Source organism: Dactylosporangium thailandense, assembly GCF_059739745.1.
In genome coordinates this window covers 2,010,084-2,030,380 of the sequence record NZ_AP029195.1, presented here as the reverse complement: position 1 = coordinate 2,030,380, position 20,297 = coordinate 2,010,084, and the positions used below count along the sequence as shown (strand labels likewise).

Annotated in this window: 20 protein-coding genes and 1 pseudogene; 9 read left to right on the top strand and 12 right to left on the bottom strand. The window is 75.0% G+C overall.

The window, feature by feature from the left end; all coding sequences use genetic code 11:
- Window positions 1–89: 89 nt before the first annotated feature.
- On the top strand, window positions 90–869 hold the full coding sequence (locus tag AC6JBM_RS08875; protein ID WP_497983108.1) for a bestrophin-like domain: 780 nt from the start codon (window positions 90–92) through the stop codon (window positions 867–869).
- Here the strand turns inward: AC6JBM_RS08875 and AC6JBM_RS08870 are convergent.
- Entirely contained in the window at window positions 839–1,762 is a 924-nt protein-coding gene (locus AC6JBM_RS08870; protein WP_497983107.1) for a hypothetical protein, read from the bottom strand. The genes AC6JBM_RS08875 and AC6JBM_RS08870 overlap by 31 nt on opposite strands.
- Before the next feature lie 36 nt (window positions 1,763–1,798).
- Here AC6JBM_RS08870 and AC6JBM_RS08865 point away from each other — a divergent pair, with 36 nt between their 5' ends.
- Entirely contained in the window at window positions 1,799–2,521 is a 723-nt protein-coding gene (locus AC6JBM_RS08865) for an alpha/beta fold hydrolase (RefSeq protein ID WP_497983106.1), read from the top strand.
- 632 nt (window positions 2,522–3,153) lie between these two features.
- Here the strand turns inward: AC6JBM_RS08865 and AC6JBM_RS08860 are convergent.
- On the bottom strand, window positions 3,154–4,194 hold the full coding sequence (locus AC6JBM_RS08860; protein ID WP_497983105.1) for a WD40/YVTN/BNR-like repeat-containing protein: 1,041 nt from the start codon (window positions 4,192–4,194) through the stop codon (window positions 3,154–3,156).
- A 42-nt stretch (window positions 4,195–4,236) separates the two neighbouring features.
- Window positions 4,237–5,772 carry an alpha-L-arabinofuranosidase B gene (locus tag AC6JBM_RS08855; RefSeq protein WP_497983104.1) on the bottom strand — a complete coding sequence of 512 codons (1,536 nt, stop codon included), beginning with the start codon at window positions 5,770–5,772 and terminating at the stop codon, window positions 4,237–4,239.
- 162 nt (window positions 5,773–5,934) lie between these two features.
- On the opposite strand from AC6JBM_RS08855, the gene AC6JBM_RS08850 reads away from it, so the two are divergent.
- Window positions 5,935–6,942 carry an NAD(P)H-binding protein gene (locus tag AC6JBM_RS08850; protein ID WP_497983103.1) on the top strand — a complete coding sequence of 336 codons (1,008 nt, stop codon included), beginning with the start codon at window positions 5,935–5,937 and terminating at the stop codon, window positions 6,940–6,942.
- Entirely contained in the window at window positions 6,939–7,640 is a 702-nt protein-coding gene (locus AC6JBM_RS08845; RefSeq protein ID WP_497983102.1) for a CPBP family intramembrane glutamic endopeptidase, read from the top strand. The genes AC6JBM_RS08850 and AC6JBM_RS08845 overlap by 4 nt, the downstream gene beginning before the upstream one ends.
- On the opposite strand, the gene AC6JBM_RS08840 is transcribed toward AC6JBM_RS08845, so the two are convergent.
- The 3 genes from AC6JBM_RS08840 to AC6JBM_RS08830 form a co-directional block, all read right to left on the bottom strand.
- Window positions 7,637–8,128: an SRPBCC family protein gene (locus tag AC6JBM_RS08840; RefSeq protein ID WP_497983101.1), complete on the bottom strand. Its 492-nt coding sequence runs from the start codon at window positions 8,126–8,128 to the stop codon at window positions 7,637–7,639. The two genes, AC6JBM_RS08845 and AC6JBM_RS08840, sit on opposite strands and share 4 nt — an antisense overlap.
- On the bottom strand, window positions 8,128–8,466 hold the full coding sequence (locus tag AC6JBM_RS08835) for an ArsR/SmtB family transcription factor (protein WP_350622506.1): 339 nt from the start codon (window positions 8,464–8,466) through the stop codon (window positions 8,128–8,130). The genes AC6JBM_RS08840 and AC6JBM_RS08835 overlap by 1 nt, the downstream gene beginning before the upstream one ends.
- A 132-nt stretch (window positions 8,467–8,598) precedes the next feature.
- Window positions 8,599–9,330 carry an alpha/beta fold hydrolase gene (locus AC6JBM_RS08830; protein WP_497983100.1) on the bottom strand — a complete coding sequence of 244 codons (732 nt, stop codon included), beginning with the start codon at window positions 9,328–9,330 and terminating at the stop codon, window positions 8,599–8,601.
- A gap of 54 nt (window positions 9,331–9,384) precedes the next feature.
- On the opposite strand from AC6JBM_RS08830, the gene AC6JBM_RS08825 reads away from it, so the two are divergent.
- The 3 genes from AC6JBM_RS08825 to AC6JBM_RS08815 are packed head-to-tail and all read left to right on the top strand — an operon-like array spanning window position 9,385 to window position 13,069.
- Window positions 9,385–11,037, top strand: a complete 1,653-nt coding sequence (locus tag AC6JBM_RS08825; RefSeq protein ID WP_497983099.1) for a GMC family oxidoreductase N-terminal domain-containing protein — start codon at window positions 9,385–9,387, stop codon at window positions 11,035–11,037.
- Complete coding sequence (locus AC6JBM_RS08820; RefSeq protein ID WP_497983098.1) at window positions 11,034–11,639, top strand: TetR/AcrR family transcriptional regulator; 606 nt, start codon at window positions 11,034–11,036, stop codon at window positions 11,637–11,639. The genes AC6JBM_RS08825 and AC6JBM_RS08820 overlap by 4 nt, the downstream gene beginning before the upstream one ends.
- Entirely contained in the window at window positions 11,636–13,069 is a 1,434-nt protein-coding gene (locus AC6JBM_RS08815) for a flavin-containing monooxygenase (protein ID WP_497983097.1), read from the top strand. Before AC6JBM_RS08820 ends, AC6JBM_RS08815 begins: the two co-directional genes overlap by 4 nt.
- On the opposite strand, the gene AC6JBM_RS08810 is transcribed toward AC6JBM_RS08815, so the two are convergent.
- Window positions 13,060–13,668 carry an acetoacetate decarboxylase family protein gene (locus AC6JBM_RS08810; protein WP_497983096.1) on the bottom strand — a complete coding sequence of 203 codons (609 nt, stop codon included), beginning with the start codon at window positions 13,666–13,668 and terminating at the stop codon, window positions 13,060–13,062. The genes AC6JBM_RS08815 and AC6JBM_RS08810 overlap by 10 nt on opposite strands.
- A 128-nt stretch (window positions 13,669–13,796) precedes the next feature.
- Between AC6JBM_RS08810 and AC6JBM_RS08805 the strand changes: the two genes are divergently transcribed.
- Window positions 13,797–14,162, top strand: a complete 366-nt coding sequence (locus AC6JBM_RS08805) for a hypothetical protein (protein WP_497983095.1) — start codon at window positions 13,797–13,799, stop codon at window positions 14,160–14,162.
- A 6-nt stretch (window positions 14,163–14,168) separates the two neighbouring features.
- Here the strand turns inward: AC6JBM_RS08805 and AC6JBM_RS08800 are convergent, their stop codons facing one another.
- The 5 genes from AC6JBM_RS08800 to AC6JBM_RS08780 all read right to left on the bottom strand — a co-directional run bounded on the left by AC6JBM_RS08800 (window position 14,169) and on the right by AC6JBM_RS08780 (window position 19,327).
- Window positions 14,169–14,828, bottom strand: a complete 660-nt coding sequence (locus tag AC6JBM_RS08800) for a response regulator (protein ID WP_497983094.1) — start codon at window positions 14,826–14,828, stop codon at window positions 14,169–14,171.
- Window positions 14,825–16,072, bottom strand: coding sequence for a sensor histidine kinase (locus tag AC6JBM_RS08795; RefSeq protein ID WP_497983093.1), 1,248 nt, complete (start codon window positions 16,070–16,072; stop codon window positions 14,825–14,827). The genes AC6JBM_RS08800 and AC6JBM_RS08795 overlap by 4 nt, the downstream gene beginning before the upstream one ends.
- An 84-nt stretch (window positions 16,073–16,156) precedes the next feature.
- Entirely contained in the window at window positions 16,157–17,005 is an 849-nt protein-coding gene (locus tag AC6JBM_RS08790; protein ID WP_497983092.1) for an ABC-2 transporter permease family protein, read from the bottom strand.
- A complete protein-coding gene (locus AC6JBM_RS08785; protein WP_497983091.1) occupies window positions 17,002–17,931 on the bottom strand; it encodes an ABC transporter ATP-binding protein in 930 nt (309 codons plus the stop codon). Before AC6JBM_RS08785 ends, AC6JBM_RS08790 begins: the two co-directional genes overlap by 4 nt.
- A 166-nt stretch (window positions 17,932–18,097) precedes the next feature.
- Window positions 18,098–19,327: a D-alanyl-D-alanine carboxypeptidase family protein gene (locus tag AC6JBM_RS08780; RefSeq protein ID WP_497983090.1), complete on the bottom strand. Its 1,230-nt coding sequence runs from the start codon at window positions 19,325–19,327 to the stop codon at window positions 18,098–18,100.
- On the opposite strand from AC6JBM_RS08780, the pseudogene AC6JBM_RS08775 reads away from it, so the two are divergent.
- Window positions 19,326–20,257 (top strand): annotated as a pseudogene (locus AC6JBM_RS08775) (DUF6891 domain-containing protein). The gene AC6JBM_RS08780 and the pseudogene AC6JBM_RS08775 overlap by 2 nt on opposite strands.
- Window positions 20,258–20,297: the final 40 nt, after the last annotated feature.

Sequence of the window (20,297 nt, the reverse complement as noted above, 5' to 3'; positions counted from 1 at the left end):
GGCGCCGACCGTAGCAAGATGATCACCGCGGGTGACCGGATCGCGCGTTCTGGGTCGGCCGCACCCGGGGCCCATTACCGTGTGATCGCGTGGAACTGTGGCTCGTGCGGGACGTCCCGGCGTGGCTCGTCGGCGTCCTGCTCATCGCCGGGCTGCCCGGCCTCACGCTCGCCTTCGACACCTTCGTGCACCGGCACCTGCCGCACCGCCGGCTCAAGCGCCACAACGAGGTCACCGGCGTCATCGTCGCCACCGTCGGCGTCGCCTACGCGATCGTCATCGGGCTGTGCGTGGTGTCGCTGTGGGAGGGCTACAAGGACGCGCAGGACACCGCCCGCGAGGAGGCCGTCGCGCTGACCCCGCTCGTGCCGGGCAGCGCGGTCTTCGGCGCCGACGTGCAGCGCTCGGTCCGGGCGGAGATCGTGCGGTACGAGCGCGACATCATCGCCGGCTGGCCCGCGCACCTGAACTCCGACCCGGACCCGCGCCGCATCGCCGACCTCGACCACCTCACCGGCGTCATCGCCGCGCTGCAGCCGGCGACGGAGGCGCAGAAGGCGTTCGTCACCGACGCCCTGCGTACGATCGGCCACGCCGAGGCCATGCGGCAGGCGGCGAAGTCCGAGGCCGACGATCGCCAGATGTCCCCGGTGATGTGGATCGGCGTGCTCACCGCGACGGTGGCGATCCTGGCGCTGTGCCCGCTGTTCGGCCTCGACGACACCGCGGTGCGCCGCACGCTGCTCGCGCTGGCCTCGGCGGTCATCGCGACCAACCTCTACCTGGTGGTGGAGATGAACTTCCCGTACTACGGCGCGTTCTCGGTCGGCACCGACGCCTACCGGGACGTGGTCGCCGCGCTGTCCTGAGCGTGCCGCCGCAGGTTGCTCATGGACAGGATGGACGAGCGCACCTCCTGCAGCAGCTCGGTAGTGCTCAGCGGCCGCCCCCACTCAGTCATCGCGGCGTCGTCGAAGCCGATGGTCTCGATGCCGCAGCCGTACCGCGTGCCGAGCAGCCGGATCGCGTCACAGTGCTGGTGGCGCACGTAGGGCGCGTTCGTGACGAGCAGGACCCGGTCGCCGGGGCGGGGCCGCTCGACGATCTCCGCCCACCCGGTGAGCGTGTCGGCGGTGTTGGCCCGCAGCCCCGGCCGCGTCGAGGGCGCCGCGAGCACGTGGATGCCGCCGTCCCACGACCGGTGATGCTCGTGCGCCGCCGCGGGCTCGCCGATGCCGAGGAACCGCTTGAACGCCTCGGCCATCATGTCGGCCTCGGTGTCGACGGGCCCGAGCCCGAGCCGCGCCCCCTCGCGGAACTCGCGGTCGTCGCGCCACCGCAGGCTGGCGAGCCCGGTGAGCGTCCGCGTCGTGAGCCCGGCGCCGAGCAGGCGGGCCGTGTAGTCGGTCCGCCCGAGGGTCACCCGGATTCCACCCCCGAGGACGAGCACGTGATCGTATGCGCGGTGCGCGGGGGCGGGCCGCCCGCCCATCCCGAGCGCGTGCAGGAGGTCGCGGACGCGCCGGTCCCGCTCCGGCTCGAAGTCGATCCGCTCGGTGTCGAAGCGCTCCTTCACGCCGCCGCGGTAGTCCCAGACCGCGCAGAACCCGGCCAGCTCCGCGAGCGACTGCCCGGCCGCGCCGCCGAACTCGGCCACCAGCTCACCCATCGCGGGCGACGCCGCCCACGCGTCGGCGGCCGCGGCCACCTCGCGCAGGTCCTGGCCGCCGGGCTCGCATCGCGGGAGGGGAAACGGTTCCATGGTCCCGGAAGCGTACACACGGCGAAGGTGAGACCCATGCAGACGCGTCTTCCCGACGGCCGGCGGCTGAGCTGGACCGAGCACGGCGACCCGGCCGCCCCGCCGGTGCTGTTCCTGCACGGCACCCCGGGCGCGCCGGCCGACCGCCCGCCCGCGACCGGCATCCGCCTGCTCTGCGTCGACCGCCCCGGCTACGGCGCCTCGGACCCGGCCGCGCGCCCGGCGCTGCTCGGCGTCGCCGACGACGTCGAGCACCTGCGGCGGTCCCTGGGCATCGAGCGCTGGGGCGTGCTCGGCTTCTCCGGCGGGGCGCCCTTCGCCCTGGCGTGCGCGGCCCGCCACCCGCGCCGCCTCACGGGGGTGGTCGCGGCGAGCCTGACCGGGCCGGACCGGGAGCTGCACACCGTCCACGGCCGGGAGCGGCGGCAGGCCTGGCGGCTGCGCCACGTCCCCGGTCTCGGCCGCCGGCACGTCACGCGGGCCGCCGCCGCGTTCGCCCCGCACGCGGCCGGCGTGGCCGCGGACTGGCTGGCCACCGACATCCACCCGTGGCGCTTCCGCCTGCGCGACGCAGCCGTCCGCACCCTGATCTGGGCCGGCGCCGGCGACCGGGGCCGCGCGGTGCCGGACGCGCCGCTGGTCGCCGCGCGCATCCCCGGCGCCGAGGTGCGCATCGCCGCCGACGCCGGCCACACCCCGGCCCCGGCCCACTGGGCGGCGATGCTCGCCTGGCTCGCGGCGCCGCCGTCACTGTCGTGAATGCGGCACGATCCGCTTTGTAACCTCGCCGCGCGCCAGGGCGTGTCATGCGTATCGGGCCGGAGCACCCACCGGCCTCTGGGACCGCGGACGGCCGATCGACAAGACGGGGGCGATCGGCCGTCCGCGCCCGTGCCGCCGGCCCCGGCGCAGCCCGGGCGGCCCGCCCGGGTGAGCACCCGCTCGGCCTGCCCGGCCATGTCCCGCACCAGGTCCGTCGCCGACGCCACGGAGCCGATGCGGTCCACCGCCTCGCCGGCCCAGACCGGCAGCGGCGGGATCGCGCCCCGCGCCACGTCGGCCGCGTACTGCTCGCGCACCGCCTCGGTCGCGGCGGCCTCCGGCGGCAGGTCGCGGAAGCGGTCCAGGTACGGGTGGCCGAGCGTGCGCGCCGTGTACCGCCGCGGCCAGGCGGAGCCGCGCGCCACGTCCAGGATGCGGCTCCGCGAGGTGTCCTCGCCCCGGCCGGCCAGCAGCGCCCCGGTGATCGCGGAGCCGGCTCCCCACGGGCCGCCGGGGTCCGCGAGCAGGGGCAGCTCCCGGCCGAGCCGCCCATCGGGGCGAGCGCGATCGGATGCCGCACGCCGAGCAGGCGCGTGAACGCCGTCACGAGGCTCAGGGGGCGAGCCCGGTCAGCGCAGGCGGGCGATGCGACCCAGCTCGCCCGACGCCCAGCAGGCGCCGTCCGCGCAGGCCACGGCGTCGAAGCTGCCGGTGTCGAAGCGGGTCCAGGTGCGGCCGCCGTCGCGGGTCCAGTCACTGCCGGTCGGGCCGACCGCGTACGCGGTGTCGTCGCGGGGCGAGCGCCAGGCCACGCCGGAGCGGTACTCGCCGGGGACCGTGCGCGCGACCGTCCACGTGCGCCCGCCGTCGCGGCTCGTGACGGCGCCGTCCGGGGCCGAGGCCGGCACGGCGAAGTCCCCGCCGACCGCGAGGCCGTGCGCCCGGTCGCGGAAGGCGAGGGAGTAGATGCCGGCCGAGGCGCCCGACGGGACCGGGGTGGTCGCGGCCGTCCAGTGGCGGCCGCGGTCGCTCGTGCGCAGGACCCGGGACGCGGAGCCGCCGCCGGTGGCGAACCAGGCGTCCGGGCCGGGGCGGGCGGCGGTCACCAGGCAGGTGCCGCTGGCGGCGAAGGCGAACTCGCCGTCGAGGGCCGCGGGCAGCTCGGCGCGCTGCGGCGCCCAGTGCCGGCCGCCGTCCTCGGTGGCCAGGAGCTGGAAGCGGCCGTCGACCGGGTCGCCGAGGGCGAGGCCGTGGCGGCGGTCGAAGAAGGCGAAGCAGTCGTAGAACGCGGCCTCGTCGGTGTTGCGGAAGGTCTCGGTCCAGGTGCGGCCGCCGTTGTCGGTGAGGTACACCCGCGAATCCTCGCCATTGCCGATCGACAGGACGACGGCGTGCTCGGCGTCGAAGGCCTCGATGTCGCGGAACTGCAGGCCGGCGGTGTCCGGCGGCCCGACGGAGCGCCAGCTGCGCCCGCCGTCGACGGTGCGCAGGACGGTGCCCCCGGTGCCGGAGGCCCAGGCGACCCGGTCGCTCACGGCGGCGAGGCCGCGCAGGCGCGCGGTGGAGCCGGTGTCGAGCAGCCGCCACGACGGTGCCGGCGGCCATCCGAAGCCGCCGGCACCGAGGACGACGGCAAGTCCGAGCGTGATCGCGACGATGCGGGACCTCATGTCGCCCGAACTTACCGACTTCGATGGAGTTTGGACAGTGCCTCAGGGGGTCCAGGGTGCGGTGACGACCCAGCTCACGTCGTCGGACCACAGCGCCGCGGCGTCCCACGCGTTCGAGCCGCCGTTGCTCGCGATGTAGAGCAGGTTGTTGTAGTGGCGGATGTACCGGTCGGAGAAGTTGAGCGACCGCAACGCGTTGCCCTGCCCGTTCTTGCCGGCCTCGGAGCAGAAGGTCGCGTCCTGGGCGAACAGGGCGCTGCCGTCGTTGGCCTGCAACGAGATCTGGTAGTTCTGGTGCCGCAGGTACTGCCCGCCGGTGTTCTTGGACTCGAACGAGTAGCAGGAGCTGTTGCCGAGCCCGGCGCGCACGATCCAGGAGGCGTTGGCCTTGTCCGTGGCCGCGCTCGACGCGCTCACCACCGCCGTGTTCACGGTGCCGCCGGAGTGGCTGATGTACCGCGTGGTGCAGCACGCCGTCGTCGCCCGCAGCGAGATCGACTGGCCCGGCGTGAGCGTGGTGCCGCTGCCCTGCCCGGAGGTGTTGTAGTTCGCGGCGACGATGTTGGCCTGGACCGAGTTCTCGGTGGCGTCGCTCGGGTAGCCCGAGGTCATGACGCCCTCGTAGAAGGTGCCGGCGGAGCTGTTGCTGTTGTCGCCGCCGATGCCCAGGATGATCGCGCCCTCCTTCTTCATCGGGTTGTAGCCGGACGCGTTCGGCCGGGCCCCGTTGTAGAAGGTCGACAGGCCGCCGGACTGCGCGTTGGCGCCGCGGATCGACCAGTGGTTCGGCTCGCCCTTGACGATCGCGGTCACGAACCGGTTGGCGATGCTCGGGTCGTTGCTGTTGTACCCGGGGTTCACGCCCGAGAACAGCCCGTTCTCGAGGTCGGCCATGATCCACGGGCCGTTGCCGGTGCCGTAGCCCCAGACCTTGATGTTGCCGAAGTAGATGGCCTCCATGGTGCCGTTGCCGTTGTCCCGGCTGTTGCGCTCGGCGTTGCCGTAGTCGAAGCAGCAGCCGCCGTTGTAGTGCGTGCCGTCGAAGATGGCGTACATGCCCTCGGGCTGGTCGCCGGTCGCGATGCCGTTGGTGTTGTTGTTGCGGTAGCCGGTGCCCGGGGCGACGAACACGCCGTACACCTTGTGCCCGCCGATCGTCACGGGCGCCGCGGTGGCGTTGGCGAGGTTGTCGTAGCCCCCGGCCGCCGGGCCGTTGAACCCGCCGGGCGGGGCCTGGGTGAGCCGGTTGTTGCGGCCGGTCTGGTCGTAGATGATCGTGATCACGCAGGACGTGTTCGCACAGAAGCTGTCCTGGGCGGCCGCGTTGGCGTAGCTGCCCGCGGCGACCGGCGCGATGTCCTGGGTGGCGTTGTCCGACGCCCGCCGGACCTGGTAGAGCGGGCCGCTGTAGGTGCCGTAGAGCGCCCGGGTGGTGCTGTGCGCGGCGACGCAGGGCGTGCCGCCGGCGGCGTAGATGTCGCAGGGCTGCGACGTCGCCGCCTGAGAGGTGCCGACCCCGACGAGAGCGCTCACAACGAGCGCACCGGCGAAGGCGGCCCCGAGGAGGGCCTTGCGCATGGTTTCTCGACCTCATTCCGTGTGGCGGTACGGATGGAACGCCGTGAATGTGAGCGCTAACATAGCCGAGTCGCCGCCGTCGCGCAACGCCCGGGACGGTCCGCCGGTGCGCCCGGGCGCCGGGGGGCATGAACGTTCCGCCGCCGTGGTATCAGAGAAGACATGACCTTGACCGTCCTGGTGACCGGCGCCTCCGGGTTCGTCGGGTCGCGACTCGTCCCGCGGCTGCTCGCCGGGGGGCACCGGGTGCGCGCGATGACGCGCCGGCCGGGGCAGTACACCGGCGAGGGCGAGCCCGTCGCCGGCGACGTCACCGACCCGGCGAGCCTGCGGGCCGCGCTCGAGGGCGTGGACGTCGCCTACTACCTGGTGCACTCCCTCGGGCTGGACGACTTCGTCGAGCGCGACGCCGCCGCCGCGCGCCACTTCGCCGCCGCGGCCGCCGAGGCGCGCCTGGAGCGGATCGTCTACCTCGGCGGCCTCGGCGCCGACGGCGACGCGCTCTCCGAGCACCTGCGCTCGCGGCGCGAGGTCGAGCGGATCCTGCAGGCGGGTCCGGTGCCGGTGACGACGCTGCGGGCGGCGGTCATCGTCGGGCACGGCGGCATCTCGTGGGAGATCACCCGCCAGCTCGTCGAGCACCTGCCGGCGCTGATCACGCCGCAGTGGGTCACCACCCGCACCCAGCCCGTCGCGCTGCCGGACATGCTGCGCTACCTCGCCGGCGTCGCGGACAGCGAGGCGGCGCGCGGCCGCGTCTTCGAGGTGGGCGGCCCGGACGTGCTCAGCTTCGCCGACATGCTGCAGCGGGTGGCGGCGATCCGCGGCAAGTTCCTGCCGAACGTCACCGTCCCGCTGCTCACCCCGCGACTGTCGTCGATGTGGCTGTCGCTGGTCACCGACGTGGACATCCCGACCGCGCGCACCCTCGTGGACTCCCTCAGCGCCGAGACGGTGGTGCGCGAGCACCCGATCGCGGAGCTGTTGCCCGGGCCGGCGCTGGGCTACGAGGACGCGGTGCGGCTGGCCCTGGCCGAGCGCGAGGCGGACGTGACCGGGCAGGAGGCGCAGCGGACCGCGACCGCCGCCGCCGAGGCCGCGCAGGCCGCCTCGCTGGCCCGCCGGCGGGTCGAGGAGGTCCGCGCGGAGCTGGGCGTGAGCGGCTCGTGAGGGCACTGCGCGACCTCGCCCGGGCCGCGTTCGTCGACCGCGTGCCGCGCACCCACGACGAGCCGGACGCGGCCTTCCGCCGCCGCCGGATCGTGGTCGCGGTGACCCTGGTCGTGGGCGCGGCGCTGCTCGGCTGGTCGCTGACGATCCGCCCCGGCGACCCGCTGTTCTACGCCACGACGCTCGCGGTCGCCGCGACCTGGGTGGCGGGCAGCCTGCTGTCCGGCCCCCTGCACCTGGGCCGCATCCTCTACCGCGACCAGCTGCGCCGCCCCGTGCTGACCCCGATCGCGACGGGCCTGCTCGTCGGGGGCGTGTTCGTGGCCGGCGCGCTGATCGTGGCGCACATCCCGCCGCTGCGCGCCTTCACCGGCGAGGTGCTCGACCACGCCCGCTACGGCGCGATCGTCCCGATCACCGCGGTCACCCTGCTCAACGGCCTGGCCGAGGAGGTCTTCTTCCGCGGCGCCCTGTTCGCCGCGATCGGCCGCCGCCACCCGGTGCTGATCTCGACCGTCGTCTACGCCCTCGCCACGATCGCGACGGCCAACCCGATGCTGGTCTTCGCCGCCGCGGTGCTCGGCACCGTGCTGGGCCTGCAGCGCCGCGCGTCCGGCGGCATCCTGGCCCCGATCCTCACCCACGTGACGTGGTCGACGGTCATGCTGTTCGCCCTGCCGCCGCTGCTGGGAACCTAGAGCTCCACCGCGACCGACTCCAGGCTGTCGAGGGAGCGCTGCATCCCGACCTCCATGCCCGAGGCGATGATCGCGTCGCGGGTCTCCTGGTCGCCGTATTCGCAGCGCATCTCCAGCAGCGTCCGCCCGCCGGACTCGGCGAGCGTGACCGTGATGAGCCCGGTGTGCGCGTCGGGGTCGGGCAGGCCCTCGAAGACCTCGGTGTTCACCAGCCGGTCGGGGGCCTCGATCTCGCGGTACACCCCGTGGAACGCGACCTCGCCACCCCCGGGAACGACCTGCACGTACCGCCACGTGCCGCCGACGCGCAGGTCGATCTCGGCCGACTGCATCTCGCCCATCCCCGCGCCCCACCAGCGCTTCACGAGCTCGGGCTCGGTGTAGGCCCGCCACACGAGCGCCTTGGGCGCGTTGAACTCACGGGTGATGAGGATCTGCAGGTCGGTCGGGAGCGTGACCTTCGCCGTGCCCCTGGTCGTCGTCGCCATCAGTCGGTCTCCTTCGCCTTGAGGTCGTCCAGCACGTCGTCCATGCTGTCGAATCGTTCGTTCCAGCGCCGCTCGTAGGTCGCGAGCCACTCGTAGAGCGGCTTGAGCGGCCCGGGGTTGAGCCGGTAGACCCGCTGCCGGCCCACCTCGCGCACCCGCACCAGATCGACCTCGCGCAGCACGCGCAGGTGCTTGGACACCTGGGGCTGCGCGAGGCCGAGCAGGTCCACGAAGTCGCCGACCGGCCGCTCGCCCTGTGCGAGCAGGTCGAGGATCTGCCGCCGCCGCAGCTCGGCGACGGCGTTGAACGCGTCCGTGGTGGTAGCCGCTCGTGCCATGCGTCAATCATATGCCGATAAGGGAATGCGTCAAGGGCAAACGCGGAAGAGCATCATGGCTCGGGCCCGCGTCACCTGCGGACCGTCGCTCCCGCCAGACATCCCGGCCTCCGCGGTGGCAAGAACAAAGCGCTACGCCGTGGCGGCGATCAGCTCGGCGCACGCACGCGGGTCGTCGTTGAACGGCAGGTGGCCGCAGCCCCGCAGCCGTATGTGCCGGGCGCCCGGCAGCAGCCGCGCGGCGCGGCGCGCCTGGAACGCGGGCAGGATCAGGTCCCGCGACCCCCACACGACGGTCACCGGGATGTCGGCGAGCGCCCCGGCGTCGCCGAACCGGTGCCCCGCGAAGGCGTCCCGGGCCGCCGCGAAGCCGGGCGCCGCCGCGAGGGCCCGCGCGTCGGCCACCCCCGCGACCGGATCGACCCGGGTGGGGTGACCGAAGAACAGCCCGAACAGCGCGGCCCGCCCCGCCGCCGTCGACGCGAGCCGGGGCAGCGCCGGGCCGCACGAGCGGGCGCAGGCCCGCGCCGCGGTGACCGAGGCCTGGCACCAGCGCCGCGAGACCGGGCCCCAGAAGCCGATCGGCGCGAAGGCCGTCACCGACAGCGCCGCCCCGCGCCGGCCGAGCTCGAGCGCCACACCCCCGCCCATCGAGCTGCCGGCGACGTGGAAGGGCGGCGGCACGGCCGCGAGGACCCAGTCGGCGAGCGCGGGCACCGAGGCGGCACCGGTGGCCGGGGCCGCGCCGAAGCCGGGCAGGTCGAGCGCGCGCACGTCGGCGAGGCGCGCCGGCAGAGCGGGCCGCAGCGGGTCCCACACCTGGCGGCGGCTGCCCAGGCCGTGCAGGAGGACCAGCGGCGCCATACCCGCGTATCGTACTTGTTGACAGCCCGACAACAAGGGCTCAAGGTGGCTCGCATGGAGTACGACGTCATCGTCGTGGGATCCGGGTTCGGCGGCAGCGTGAGCGCGCTGCGGCTGACCGAGAAGGGCTACCGCGTCGGCGTGCTCGAGACCGGCCGCCGCTTCGCCGACGCGGACTTCGCGAAGACGAGCTGGCGGCTGCGCGACTATCTGTTCGCCCCCGCCGCCGGCTGCTACGGCATCCTGCGCATGACGCTGCTGCCGGACGTGCTCGTGCTGTCCGGGGCCGGCGTCGGCGGGGGTTCGCTGGGCTACGCCAACACGCTGTACCGGCCGCCGGACGTCTTCTTCGCCGACCCGCAGTGGGCCGGGATCACGGACTGGAAGGCCGAGCTCGGCGGGCACTACGACACGGCCTCGCGCATGCTCGGGGTGGCCGAGAACCCGCGCACCACCGCCGCCGACGAGGTGCTGCGCTCCGTGGCCGAGGACCTCGGCGTGGCGCACACCTACCGCCGCACCCCCGTCGGCGTGCTCTTCGGCGAGCGCCCGGGCGAGACGGTGCCCGACCCGTACTTCGGCGGCGCCGGCCCCGCGCGCACCACCTGCACGTTCTGCGGCTGCTGCATGACCGGCTGCCGCGTCGGGGCGAAGAACACGACGGTGAAGAACTACCTGTACCTCGCCGAGCGCGCCGGCGCCGAGGTCCACGAGCGCACCACCGTGACCCGGGTGACGCCCCGCCCCGGCGGCGGCTACACCGTGCACGCCGTGCGCACCGGCGGCAAGCTGCGCCGGCGCGCCCGCACGTTCACCGCGCGCGAGGTGATCCTGGCCGCGGGCGCGCTCGGCACCCAGCGGATCCTGCACCACGCCCGGCGGCGGGGCGACCTGCCGAACCTCTCGCCCCGCCTCGGCGAGCTGAGCCGGACCAACTCCGAGTCGATCCTGGGCCCGCGCTCCCGCCGCCGCGACGCCGACTTCACCGACGGGGTGGCGATCACGTCCTCGATCCACCCGGACGCCGACACGCACATCGAGCCGGTGCGCTACGGCCCGGGCAGCAACCTGCTCGGGCTCATGGCCGCCGTCCTCGTCGGCGACACCGGCCGGACCCCGCGCTGGCTGGCGGGGCTCGGCCGGACGCTGGCCGGTTGGCGGGACTGGCCGCGGCTGTTCTGGCCGCGCCGGTGGTCGCAGCAGACGATCGTGCTGCTCGCCATGCAGCCCAAGGACAACTCGATCACCGTCGGCCCCCGCCGCGGCCCCCTCGGCGGGCGGCGCCTGACGAGCCGGCGCGGGATCGGGGAGCCGAATCCCGTGTACCTCCCGGTCGCCCACGACGTCGCCCGGCGCGTGGCCGGGAAGATCGACGGCGTGGCGCTCGGCTCCGTGACCGAGCTCGCCGGCCGGCCGGTGACGGGGCACTTCATCGGCGGGGCCGCGATCGGGGCGGACCCGGAGCACGGCGTCATCGACCCGTACCATCGCGTCTTCGGCCACCCCGGGCTCCACGTGGTCGACGGCGCCGCGGTGACCGCGAACCTCGGCGTGAACCCGTCGCTGACCATCACCGCGCTCGCCGAGCGGGCCCTGTCCCTGTGGCCGAACCACGGCGACCCGGACCCGCGCCCGCCGCTGGGCGCGCCCTATGTCCGCGTGGACGCCGTGGCGGCCCGCGATCCGGCGCTGGGGACGGCCGCGTGACCGGGACCATCACCGAGCGCGGGCGCCGCCTCGAGCCCGACCAGCGGCGCGCGCAGATCCTGTCGTGCGCGGTGCGGCTCTTCGGCGAGCGCCCCTACGCCGAGGTGTCGACGACCGGCATCGCCGAGGCGGCCGGCGTGGCCCGCGGGCTGATCAACCACTACTTCGGCACCAAGCGGGACCTCTACGTCGAGGCCGTGCGGGTGCTCGTCACCATCCCGCCGGTCGCCGTGGAGCAGCTGCCCGCGGGCGGCCTGGCGACCCGGGTCGACGCCAGCGTCACCTGGTTCCTGGACGTCGTCGCGCGGCACAGCGCCTCCTGGCTGGCCGCGGTCGACGCCGGCGACCCCGACGTGCGCCGGGTCCTGGCCGAGGCCGACGAGGTCGCGGCGGACAGCATCCTGGTCGCGATCGGCCTGGCCGGCGAGGACGGGCACCGCGACGAGCGCCGGGCGATGATCCGCGCGTACTGCGGCCTGGCCAAGGCGACCGCCCGCGAGTGGCTCGAGCGCGGCGCCCTGACCCGCGAGCAGGTCCACACGATGCTCGCGACCACGCTCATCACCCTCGTCCGCGAGGTGTTCCCGCGGGGGCCCTCGTGACGCGGATCGCCGTGGCCGGGGCCGGGTTCGGGGGGATCGCGGTCGCGCATCTGCTGCGCCGGGCCGGGTTCGGCGACGTGACGATCTACGAGCGGGCGGCGGAGGTCGGCGGGGTCTGGCGCGACAACACCTACCCCGGCTGCGCGTGCGACATCCCCGCGCCGCTGTACTCGTACTCCTTCGCGCTCAACCCCGACTGGTCGCAGCGGTTCCCGCCGCACGCCGAGATCCTGCGGTACCTGCGGACGTGCGCCGACGACTTCGGGCTGCGGCCGCATCTGCGCCTCGGCACCGCCGTCACGGCCGCGGCCTGGACCGGCACCGCGTGGCGCCTCACGCTCGCCGATCAGGCCACGGGGCTGCAGAGCACCGCGGAGTACGACATCCTGATCCCGGCAACGGGCCAGCTCTCGCGGCCGGTCGTGCCCGCGCTGCCCGGCGCGGAGGGGTTCGCCGGGCGCGCCGTGCACACCGCGGCCTGGGACCCGGCGATCGACGTCACCGGCCGGCGCGTCGGGGTCATCGGCACCGGCGCGAGCGCCGTCCAGCTCGTGCCCGCGATCGCGGACCGGGCGGCGCGGGTCACGGTGTTCCAGCGCTCCGCGCCCTGGACGCTGCCGAAGCCGAACCGGCGGTACGGCCGCATCCGCAGGACCCTGAACCGCCGTGTCCCGCCGCTCATGCGCGCGGCCCGGGCCGGCACCTGGCTGCTGACCGTGGTCACCGGGCGCGCGATGACCGGCCGCCCGATCGCCCGCCGCTTCGTGCGCGCCGTCTCGCGGGCCCAGCGCCTGCTCCAGGCCCGCCGGCTGGGGCCGGGGGTGACGCCGGACTACGCGATGGGGTGCAAGCGGGTCCTGTTCACCGGCGACTGGTTCCGCACGCTGCGCCGCGCGCACGTGGACCTCGTGACGCACGACATCGTCCAGGTCACGAGCGCCGGCGTGCGCACGGCGGACGGCTCGGCGTACGACTGCGACCTGCTCGTCTACGCGACGGGCTTCGCGGCGACCGAGTTCCTGGCCCCGCTGGCCGTGACCGGGCGCGACGGCCGCCGCCTGGAGGACGAGTGGCGCGACGGCGCCTACGCCCACCTGGGGATCACGGTACCGGGCTTCCCGAACCTGTTCCTCATGTACGGCCCGAACACGAACACCGGCAACACCTCCGTCGTGTACTTCCACGAGTCCCAGGCCCGCTACATCGTCCAGGCGGTCCGGGCGGTGGCCGAGTCCGGCCCCCTGGAGGTGCGCGCCGACGTCGCGGCGGCCTTCGACGCCGAGATGCGGCGCCGCCTGGGCGGGAGCGTGTGGGCGGGCTGCACGAGCTGGTACCGCACCGCCGCCGGCCGCGTGGTGACCAACTGGCCGGGGATGGCCTCGGAGTACCGCGCCCGGACCGCCCGCCTGGCGCGCTCCGACTACCGCTGAGCCGCGGCCCCGAACGACATCCGGAAGTCGTCGGCGACCAGCGAGAGCAGCGGCCTGCGCCCGGCGAGGAACCCCAGCGGGCCGCCCCGCTCGAAGTCCCACACGACCTTCGCCGTCCCGCACTTGGCCGTGGCCCGGACCGGCGTCGTCTTGGGCCGCCCGTGCAACGCCTGCGTGCACCGGAACCGGATCGGCAGCCGCAAGCGCGGCCGCGCGGCGGCGATCTCGGCCGAGGCGATCGACGCCGCCGCGGCCCGCGCGTGGGTGATCTCCAGCGCCGCGAGGTCCTTGGGAATCCCCCAGAGCTCGCGCCCGCCGTCGCGGGAGTCGGCGCTGTCGACCCAGATGTGCGAGATCGTCACCCGGGTCCGCAGCCCGGCCCGCACGAGCACGGCGGCCAGCAGCTCCCGGTAGCTCAGGTCGCCGCCGGGCCGGTAGTCCACCCACGCCGCGCCGACGAGCGCCCGCGACCCGGCCCGCACGATCCGCACGGCCCGGCGGAGCTCGGCCGGCAGCGCGGGCACCTCGGCGACCGGGATCGCCCACACCGACACGGTCATCCGGCCGCACAGCGACCACGGCTCCGGCGGGTAGCCCATGACCGGCACTCTACGCTTCTTGGCACCCTGCCAACAGCTGCCCGCGTGCCGGCACCGGGATCCGGCGAAACGCTCAGGTCGGGCGGGGCCGGGCCGAGCTAGGGCTGATCGGCGCCGGCAAGACCGTCATGCGGGAGCATCGGCAGAAGGCCCAGGCCTGCGGCGTGATCACCGTCGTGGTGGGCGAGCTGGGCGGCAGCGGCCCGGCGCACGCCACGGCGGAGCAGGGGGCCGCCTTCCTCGACCTGCCGATCGACGCGGGCGAGATCGACCGGCAGCGGCGGGAGGACGCGCACAACCGCGCCTTCGCGGACGGCCTCTTCCTGCACCCGAAGCTGCGGGCGGCGCTCGTCGGCATCGCCGACGACACGGACGCGCTGCTCGACGTCCGGCTCGACACCCAGGGCGACCGGGGCGAGCGGACCGCGAGGGCGGCGCGGCTCGGCGACGCGCTCAGCGGGCACATCCAGGCCGCCCGGGAGGCCTGCCGCTGAGGCGGTTCAGTGCGGCCGGGTGAGGCCCAGGTCGTACGCGATGATGACCGCCTGCACGCGGTCGCGCGCGCCGATCTTGGCCAGCACCCGGCCGACGTGGTTCTTCACCGTCGACTCGGCCAGGACCAGGCGCTCGGCGATCTCGCCGTTGGTACAGCCGTTGCCGATCGCGACCAGGATCTCGCGTTCGCGGTCCGTCAGCGTGTCCAGGCGCGGGTCCGGCGCCGGGCGGGCCGCGCCGCCGAGGTGGTGGGCGAACGCGTCCAGCAGCCGGCGGGTGAGGGCGGGCGCGATCACCGCGTCGCCGCCCGCGACCGCACGGATGCCGGCCAGCAGCTCCTCGGGGTGGGCGTCCTTGAGCAGGAAGCCGCTGGCACCGGCGCGCAGGGCGGCGTGCACGTACTCGTCCAGGTCGAACGTCGTGAGCATCAGGATGTGCGAGCGCCCGCCGGACTCGACGATGCGGCGGGTCGCCTCGATGCCGTCCATGCCGGGCATCCGCACGTCCATCAGGATGACGTCCGGGTGCAGCTCGGCGGCCCGCCGTACGGCATCCGCGCCGTTCTGGGCCTCGCCGAGGACCTCCGTGTCCGGGTTGCTCTCCAGCAGCATGCGGAAGCCCAGCCGCTGCAGGGGCTGGTCGTCCACGATGAGGACGGTGATCATGCGGGGTCGCCTCCGGGTGCGGGCGGCGGGGTCAGGTCGAGGTCGGCCACCACGCTCCATCCTCCGCCGGGGTCCGGGCCGGCGGTGACGGACCCGCCGTAGAGTGCCGCGCGCTCGCGCATGCCGATCAGGCCGTGCCCCTGCTCGCCGGGCCGGGCCGTGCGGTCCGCGCCGCCGGGCGGGCCGGTGTCGCGCACGACGATCCGCAGCCTGGCACCCTCGACGCGCAGCGCCAGGCGGACCCGCGTGCCGGGGCCGGCGTGCTTGAGCGTGTTCGTGAGGGCTTCCTGCACGATGCGATAGGCCGCCAGCTGTACGCCGAGATCCAGCGCCTCCAGCTCGCCGCCGCTCTGGTACTCGACCTCCGGCCCGGCCGCGCGGACGCGCCGGCACAGCGGCTCGAGGTCGGCGATGCCGGGCTGCGGGCTGAGCCCGTCCGCCTGCTCGCGCAGGACGCCCAGCATGCGGCGCAGCTCCCCCAGCGAGCGGCGGCCGGTGTCGCCGATGAGCCGCAGCGCCTCCTTCCCGCGCTCGGGCGCGACGTCCGCGGCGTAGGCGCCGCCGTCGGCGAGGGTGATGATGACCGACAGGCTGTGGCCGAGGACGTCGTGCATCTCGCGGGCCACCCGGGTGCGCTCGGTCGCGGCGGCCAGGCGGCTGCGCTGGTCGCGTTCGATCTCCAGCTGCACCGCGCGGTCGCGCAGCGCGGCGAGCTGGGCGCGGCGGACCCGCACCGCGAACCCGAGCGCGACGGCCGCGGTCCCGACGCTGGCGACGAAGAACAGCACGTCCCACGCCGACAGGACGCCGGAGACGCGCACGACCACCAGCGCGGAGGCGACCAGCAGCGCGGGCACCGCCCACGGCAGCCGGCTCAGCCGGCCGTGCAGCACGAGGCTGTAGACGGCGACGAGCAGTGCGACGTCGGCGCGCAGCATGACGCCGGCGGCCCACTCGGCGATGAAGACCGCCGCGACGGCGTAGCACGCGAGCAGCGGGGCCCGGCGGCGCCACCACAGCGGCACCAGCAGCGCGCCCTGCAGCAGCAGCATCTGCGGCACCGGCCGTTGCGTGAGGATCAGCGGCGAGTCGCGATGTTCCCGGCCCGGGACGAGATCGGGCACGCAGAACACCAGGAAGACCACGAGCACGACGGCGGTGTCCAGCGCCCACGGGTGCCGGGCGTCCCACTGCCGCACCCGCTGCCCGGCACGGAACAGCCAGGCGGTGTCCTCGGCGCTCACGTACCCATCCTCTCCCCGCGGCACCGGGGGCCGCGCCGTGCACGTGCACGGCGCGGCCCCCGGACGGCGGCCCTGGGCATCCGCTCAGGCGTCCGAGCGGACCAGCCGGATCGCGGCACCGGCCAGGGCCAGCGCGGTCCAGCCGAGCAGCACCAGCAGCCCGTTGCCGGCGGTGAGCGTCCCGGTGACGTGGTGCAGGGCGAAGATCGACTCGCCGGCGTTGCCGGGCAGGTACGGCGTGATGTCCGCCCGCCAGGACTTCGGCAGCAGCATCATCAGGCCGGGCACCAGCAGGAACAGGCCGACGAACGCCGAGATGCCGCCGGCCGTGGAGCGCAGCAGCGCGCCGAGCGCCACCCCGATGACGCCGACCAGGCCGAGGTAGACCGCCGCGCCGAGCAGGCCCGTCACGACCCCGTCGGCCGAGATGCCCATGGCCTTGGCGGTGCCGGACAGCACGCCGCTGCTGATCAGGAAGGCCCCGAACGCACCGGCCGCGCCGACGGCGAAGGCGACGACGCCGTACACGGCGGCCTTGGACCACAGCACCGGCAGGCGGCGCGGGACGGCGGCGAGCGTGGAGCGGATCATGCCGGTCGTGTACTCGCCGGACGTCGAGAGCACCCCGAGGACCCCGAGCGCGATCGTCGCGAACGTCGTGCCGAACAGGGCGAGGCTGTACGTCGTGGCATCGGCGAAGTCCGGGTCCATCTGCTGACCGGAGCCGGTCATCGACTTGTACCGCAGCGACGCGATCGTCCCGAACGCGAGCAGGAACAGCAGGCCGAGCCCGAGCGTGATCCAGGTCGAGCGCAGTGACCACTGCTTGTACCACTCCGAGCGCAGCACCCGGGCGCCGGTCACCTTGCGGGCCGGGCCGGCGGTGCGCGCCGGCACGGCGGCGCTCGGGCGGGTCTCGGTGGCGATGCTCATGCGGCTGCCCTCGCAGGGGTGGTCGTGGCGTGGTACTCGACGGCGTCCTTGGTCAGTTCCATGAAGGCCTCCTCGAGCGAGACCGCCTTCGCGGTGAGCTCGAACAGGGCGATGCCGTGCTCGGCGGCGGCGAGCCCGATGGCCCGCGGCGACATGCCGGTCACGCTCAGCTGCTCCGAGCCGGGCCGGCCGGTGATCTCGACGCCGGGACCGGACAGGACCCGGCGCAGCTGTTCCGGGTCGGCGGTGGCGACGACGACGGTGTCACCGCCGGCGGTGCGGACCAGCTCCTGCACGGTGGTGTCGGCCAGCACCCGCCCGCGGCCGACCACGATGAGGTGGTCGGCGACCAGCGCCATCTCGCTCATCAGGTGCGAGGAGACGAACACGGTGCGCCCGGCGGCCGCGAGGTCGGTGAGCAGGTTGCGAATCCACAGCACGCCCTCGGGGTCGAGCCCGTTGACCGGCTCGTCGAGCATGATCGTCTGCGGGTCGCCGAGCAGCGCGGCGGCGATGCCGAGGCGCTGCCCCATGCCGAGGGAGAAGGCCCCGGCGCGCTTGCGGGCCACCGGCTGCAGCCCGGTCAGCTCGATCAGCTCGGTCACCCGGCGGCGCGGGATGCCGTGCGTGTGGGCAAGCGCCATCAGGTGGTCGAACGCGGACCGGCCCGGGTGGATCGACCGCGCCTCGAGCAGCGCGCCGACCTCGTGCAGCGGCGCCGCGTGCCGCGCGTACCGCCTGCCGTTCACGGTCACCGAGCCGCTCGTCGGGGCGTCCAGCCCGATGATCATGCGCATCGTCGTGGACTTGCCGGCGCCGTTCGGCCCGAGGAAGCCCGTGACCGCGCCCGGCCGGACCGTGAAGGTCACGCCGTCGACGGCCGTCTTGTCGCCGTACCGCTTCGTCAGTTGCCGCGCCTCGATCATCGTCTCCCCCTCGGAGCTCCCGCGTTCTCACCGTGAACGCTAGGTTCGCCGAGGCCCCGATCCCCAGTACTGCGGTCCCGATCTCCGCCGGGCCCGTAGTACCGCGGTACCGGGCGCCACCTAGGGGTTCCGCCGCGGGGATCACGACGGCAGTTCTACCGGCGGTTCAGGTCCGGATCCGGCGGGCGCGGCGGAGCATCACGACGGTGCCGGCCGCGAACAGCACCACCAGCACGGCCAGGGCCACGACGCTGAACGAGAGCGAGCGGCCGGCCGCCGGAGCCTGCGCGCCCGCTGTGCCCCGGGCGGCCGCGGCCGCGGCGGCGGGCGACGGCGGCGGGGCGTGCAGCCGGGCCGCCTCCTCGGGCGTGACCAGGTGCCCGACCGAGGCGCCGGCGGGCCGGGTGAAGCCCCAGTCCAGCAGCGTCGTGCCCTGCTTCCAGGCGCGGGCGGGCACGATCTCGGCACCCATGATCGTGACGACGAGCCGCCGGTCGCCGCGCTTGGCGGCGCCGACGTACGTGTGCCGGGCCTCGTCGGTGAAGCCGGTCTTGCCGCCGATCCCGCCCGGATACTCGGTCAGCAGCTTGTTCTCGTTCTGGATCTGGAAGCCCTTCGGGTCCTTCGGCGGCTGGGCCGGCCACTGGAAGGTCAGGGCGCTGTCGTACTGCAGGAACGCCGCCCGGTCCAGGTTCTCCCGGGCGATGAGGGCCAGGTCGTAGGCGCTCGTGTACTGCTCGGGGGCGTCCAGTCCCGACGGGGTGACCGCGTGCGTGTCGTCGGCGCCGAGCCGGTGCGCCTCGGCGTTCATGGCCGCGATCGTCGCCGGGACGCCGCCCTCGCCGCCCCCGACCCGGGCGAGGGCGTTCGCGGCGTCGTTGCCGGACTGCAGCAGCAGGCCGTACCACAGCGTGGAGACCGGGTACCGGCCCCCGGCGATGATGCCGACCAGGGAGCTGTCGCCGGGCAGGTCGAGGTCGGCCGGGGTCGCCTCGACGACCTGGTTCGGGTCGAGCTTGGGCAGGACCGTCGCGGCGAGCAGCAGCTTCTGGACGCTGGCCGGACGGCGGCGCAGGTGCGGGGCGCAGGCCCCGAGCACCTCGCCGGTGTCGAGGTCGGCGACCACCCACGCCATCGCCGAGGTGACCGGCGGGGCGGGGGCGCCGGGCGGCACGGCCAGGCCCTTCGTGGCCAGCTGCGCGCCGCCGACGACGGGCGCGGCCGGGTCCCGCTCGGGTGAGGGCGGGGTGGGCGGGATGGTGGCGATGGACGTGTAGGGGCACGGCACCGCGGCGGTCGTGTCGGCGGCGGCGGACCCGGACGGCTCCAGCAGCGGCAACGGACCGGCCGACAGCACGGCGGCCAGCGCGCCGGCACCCAAACGCCACAGATCCATGAGCGGAAGCCTATCGAGACGGACAGTTGCCCGTCGTGCAGTCGTGAACGCGACGCCGGTTGCGACGGATCGCCGCTACCCTGCCGCCGTGGACGAATACCTGCGGCGGTACATCCGCCACGAGGTCGCGCGCGGGCGGCGCACCGCGGTGGAGATCGTGCGCGAGGTCGTGGCGGGCGGCGGCGACCCGGCCGCGGCGTGGGCGCTCGTCGCCGAGGCGTTCGCCGAGCACCGCGCGGACGCGGCGACCTGGCCGGCCGTCACCGACAACGACCGCCTCACGACCGCCTTCGCCCGCCTCGACGCCGCCGGGATCGTGGCCCGCGCGTCGTTCACGCAGACCCTGACCGACGGCGGGCACGAGATCCGGGCGATCCTGCGCGACCGGCCCGGCGCCCGCGGCTTCGCCTTCTACCACGAGCAGGACGAGAGCTCCTGCGTCGCCAGCGGCGCCTGTCGATCGCCTACGGGGCCCGCGCGGAGGACGGCGAGGCCACCGCGGCGGCCGGCCGGGAGATCGCCGACGCGCTCGCCGACGAGGGGCTCGCGGTGGCCTGGAGCGGCGACCCGGCGATCCGCATCGAGGTGAAGATGGCCTGGCAGGTGCGCCGGGCCGGCGCGCTCGCGGCCGCGCCCCCGCACCCGCTCCCGGCGGGCGAGCGCGCGGCCCACGTCGACCGGACCGGCTGGTCCGGCCCGTTCGAGCCGCCGACGGGCCGGCAGTCCCCCGCCGTCTTCGCGGGCGCGTACCTGCCGCTGCTGCCGGCGGGCGGCAGCGCGACCATCTGGGGCGAGGAGACCGGCATCAGGTTCTCCCGCGACGGCGGCGCGCTCGTCGCGGTGGTCGCCGGCGCGGACGGCGAGGACGAGCCCCCGGTGCGGCTCGCGCCCCTGGACGCGTGGCCGCTCGTGCGCGACCGGCTGCGGTAGCCACCGGCCCGGCACCCCATACTGCACCAGAACCGCACTC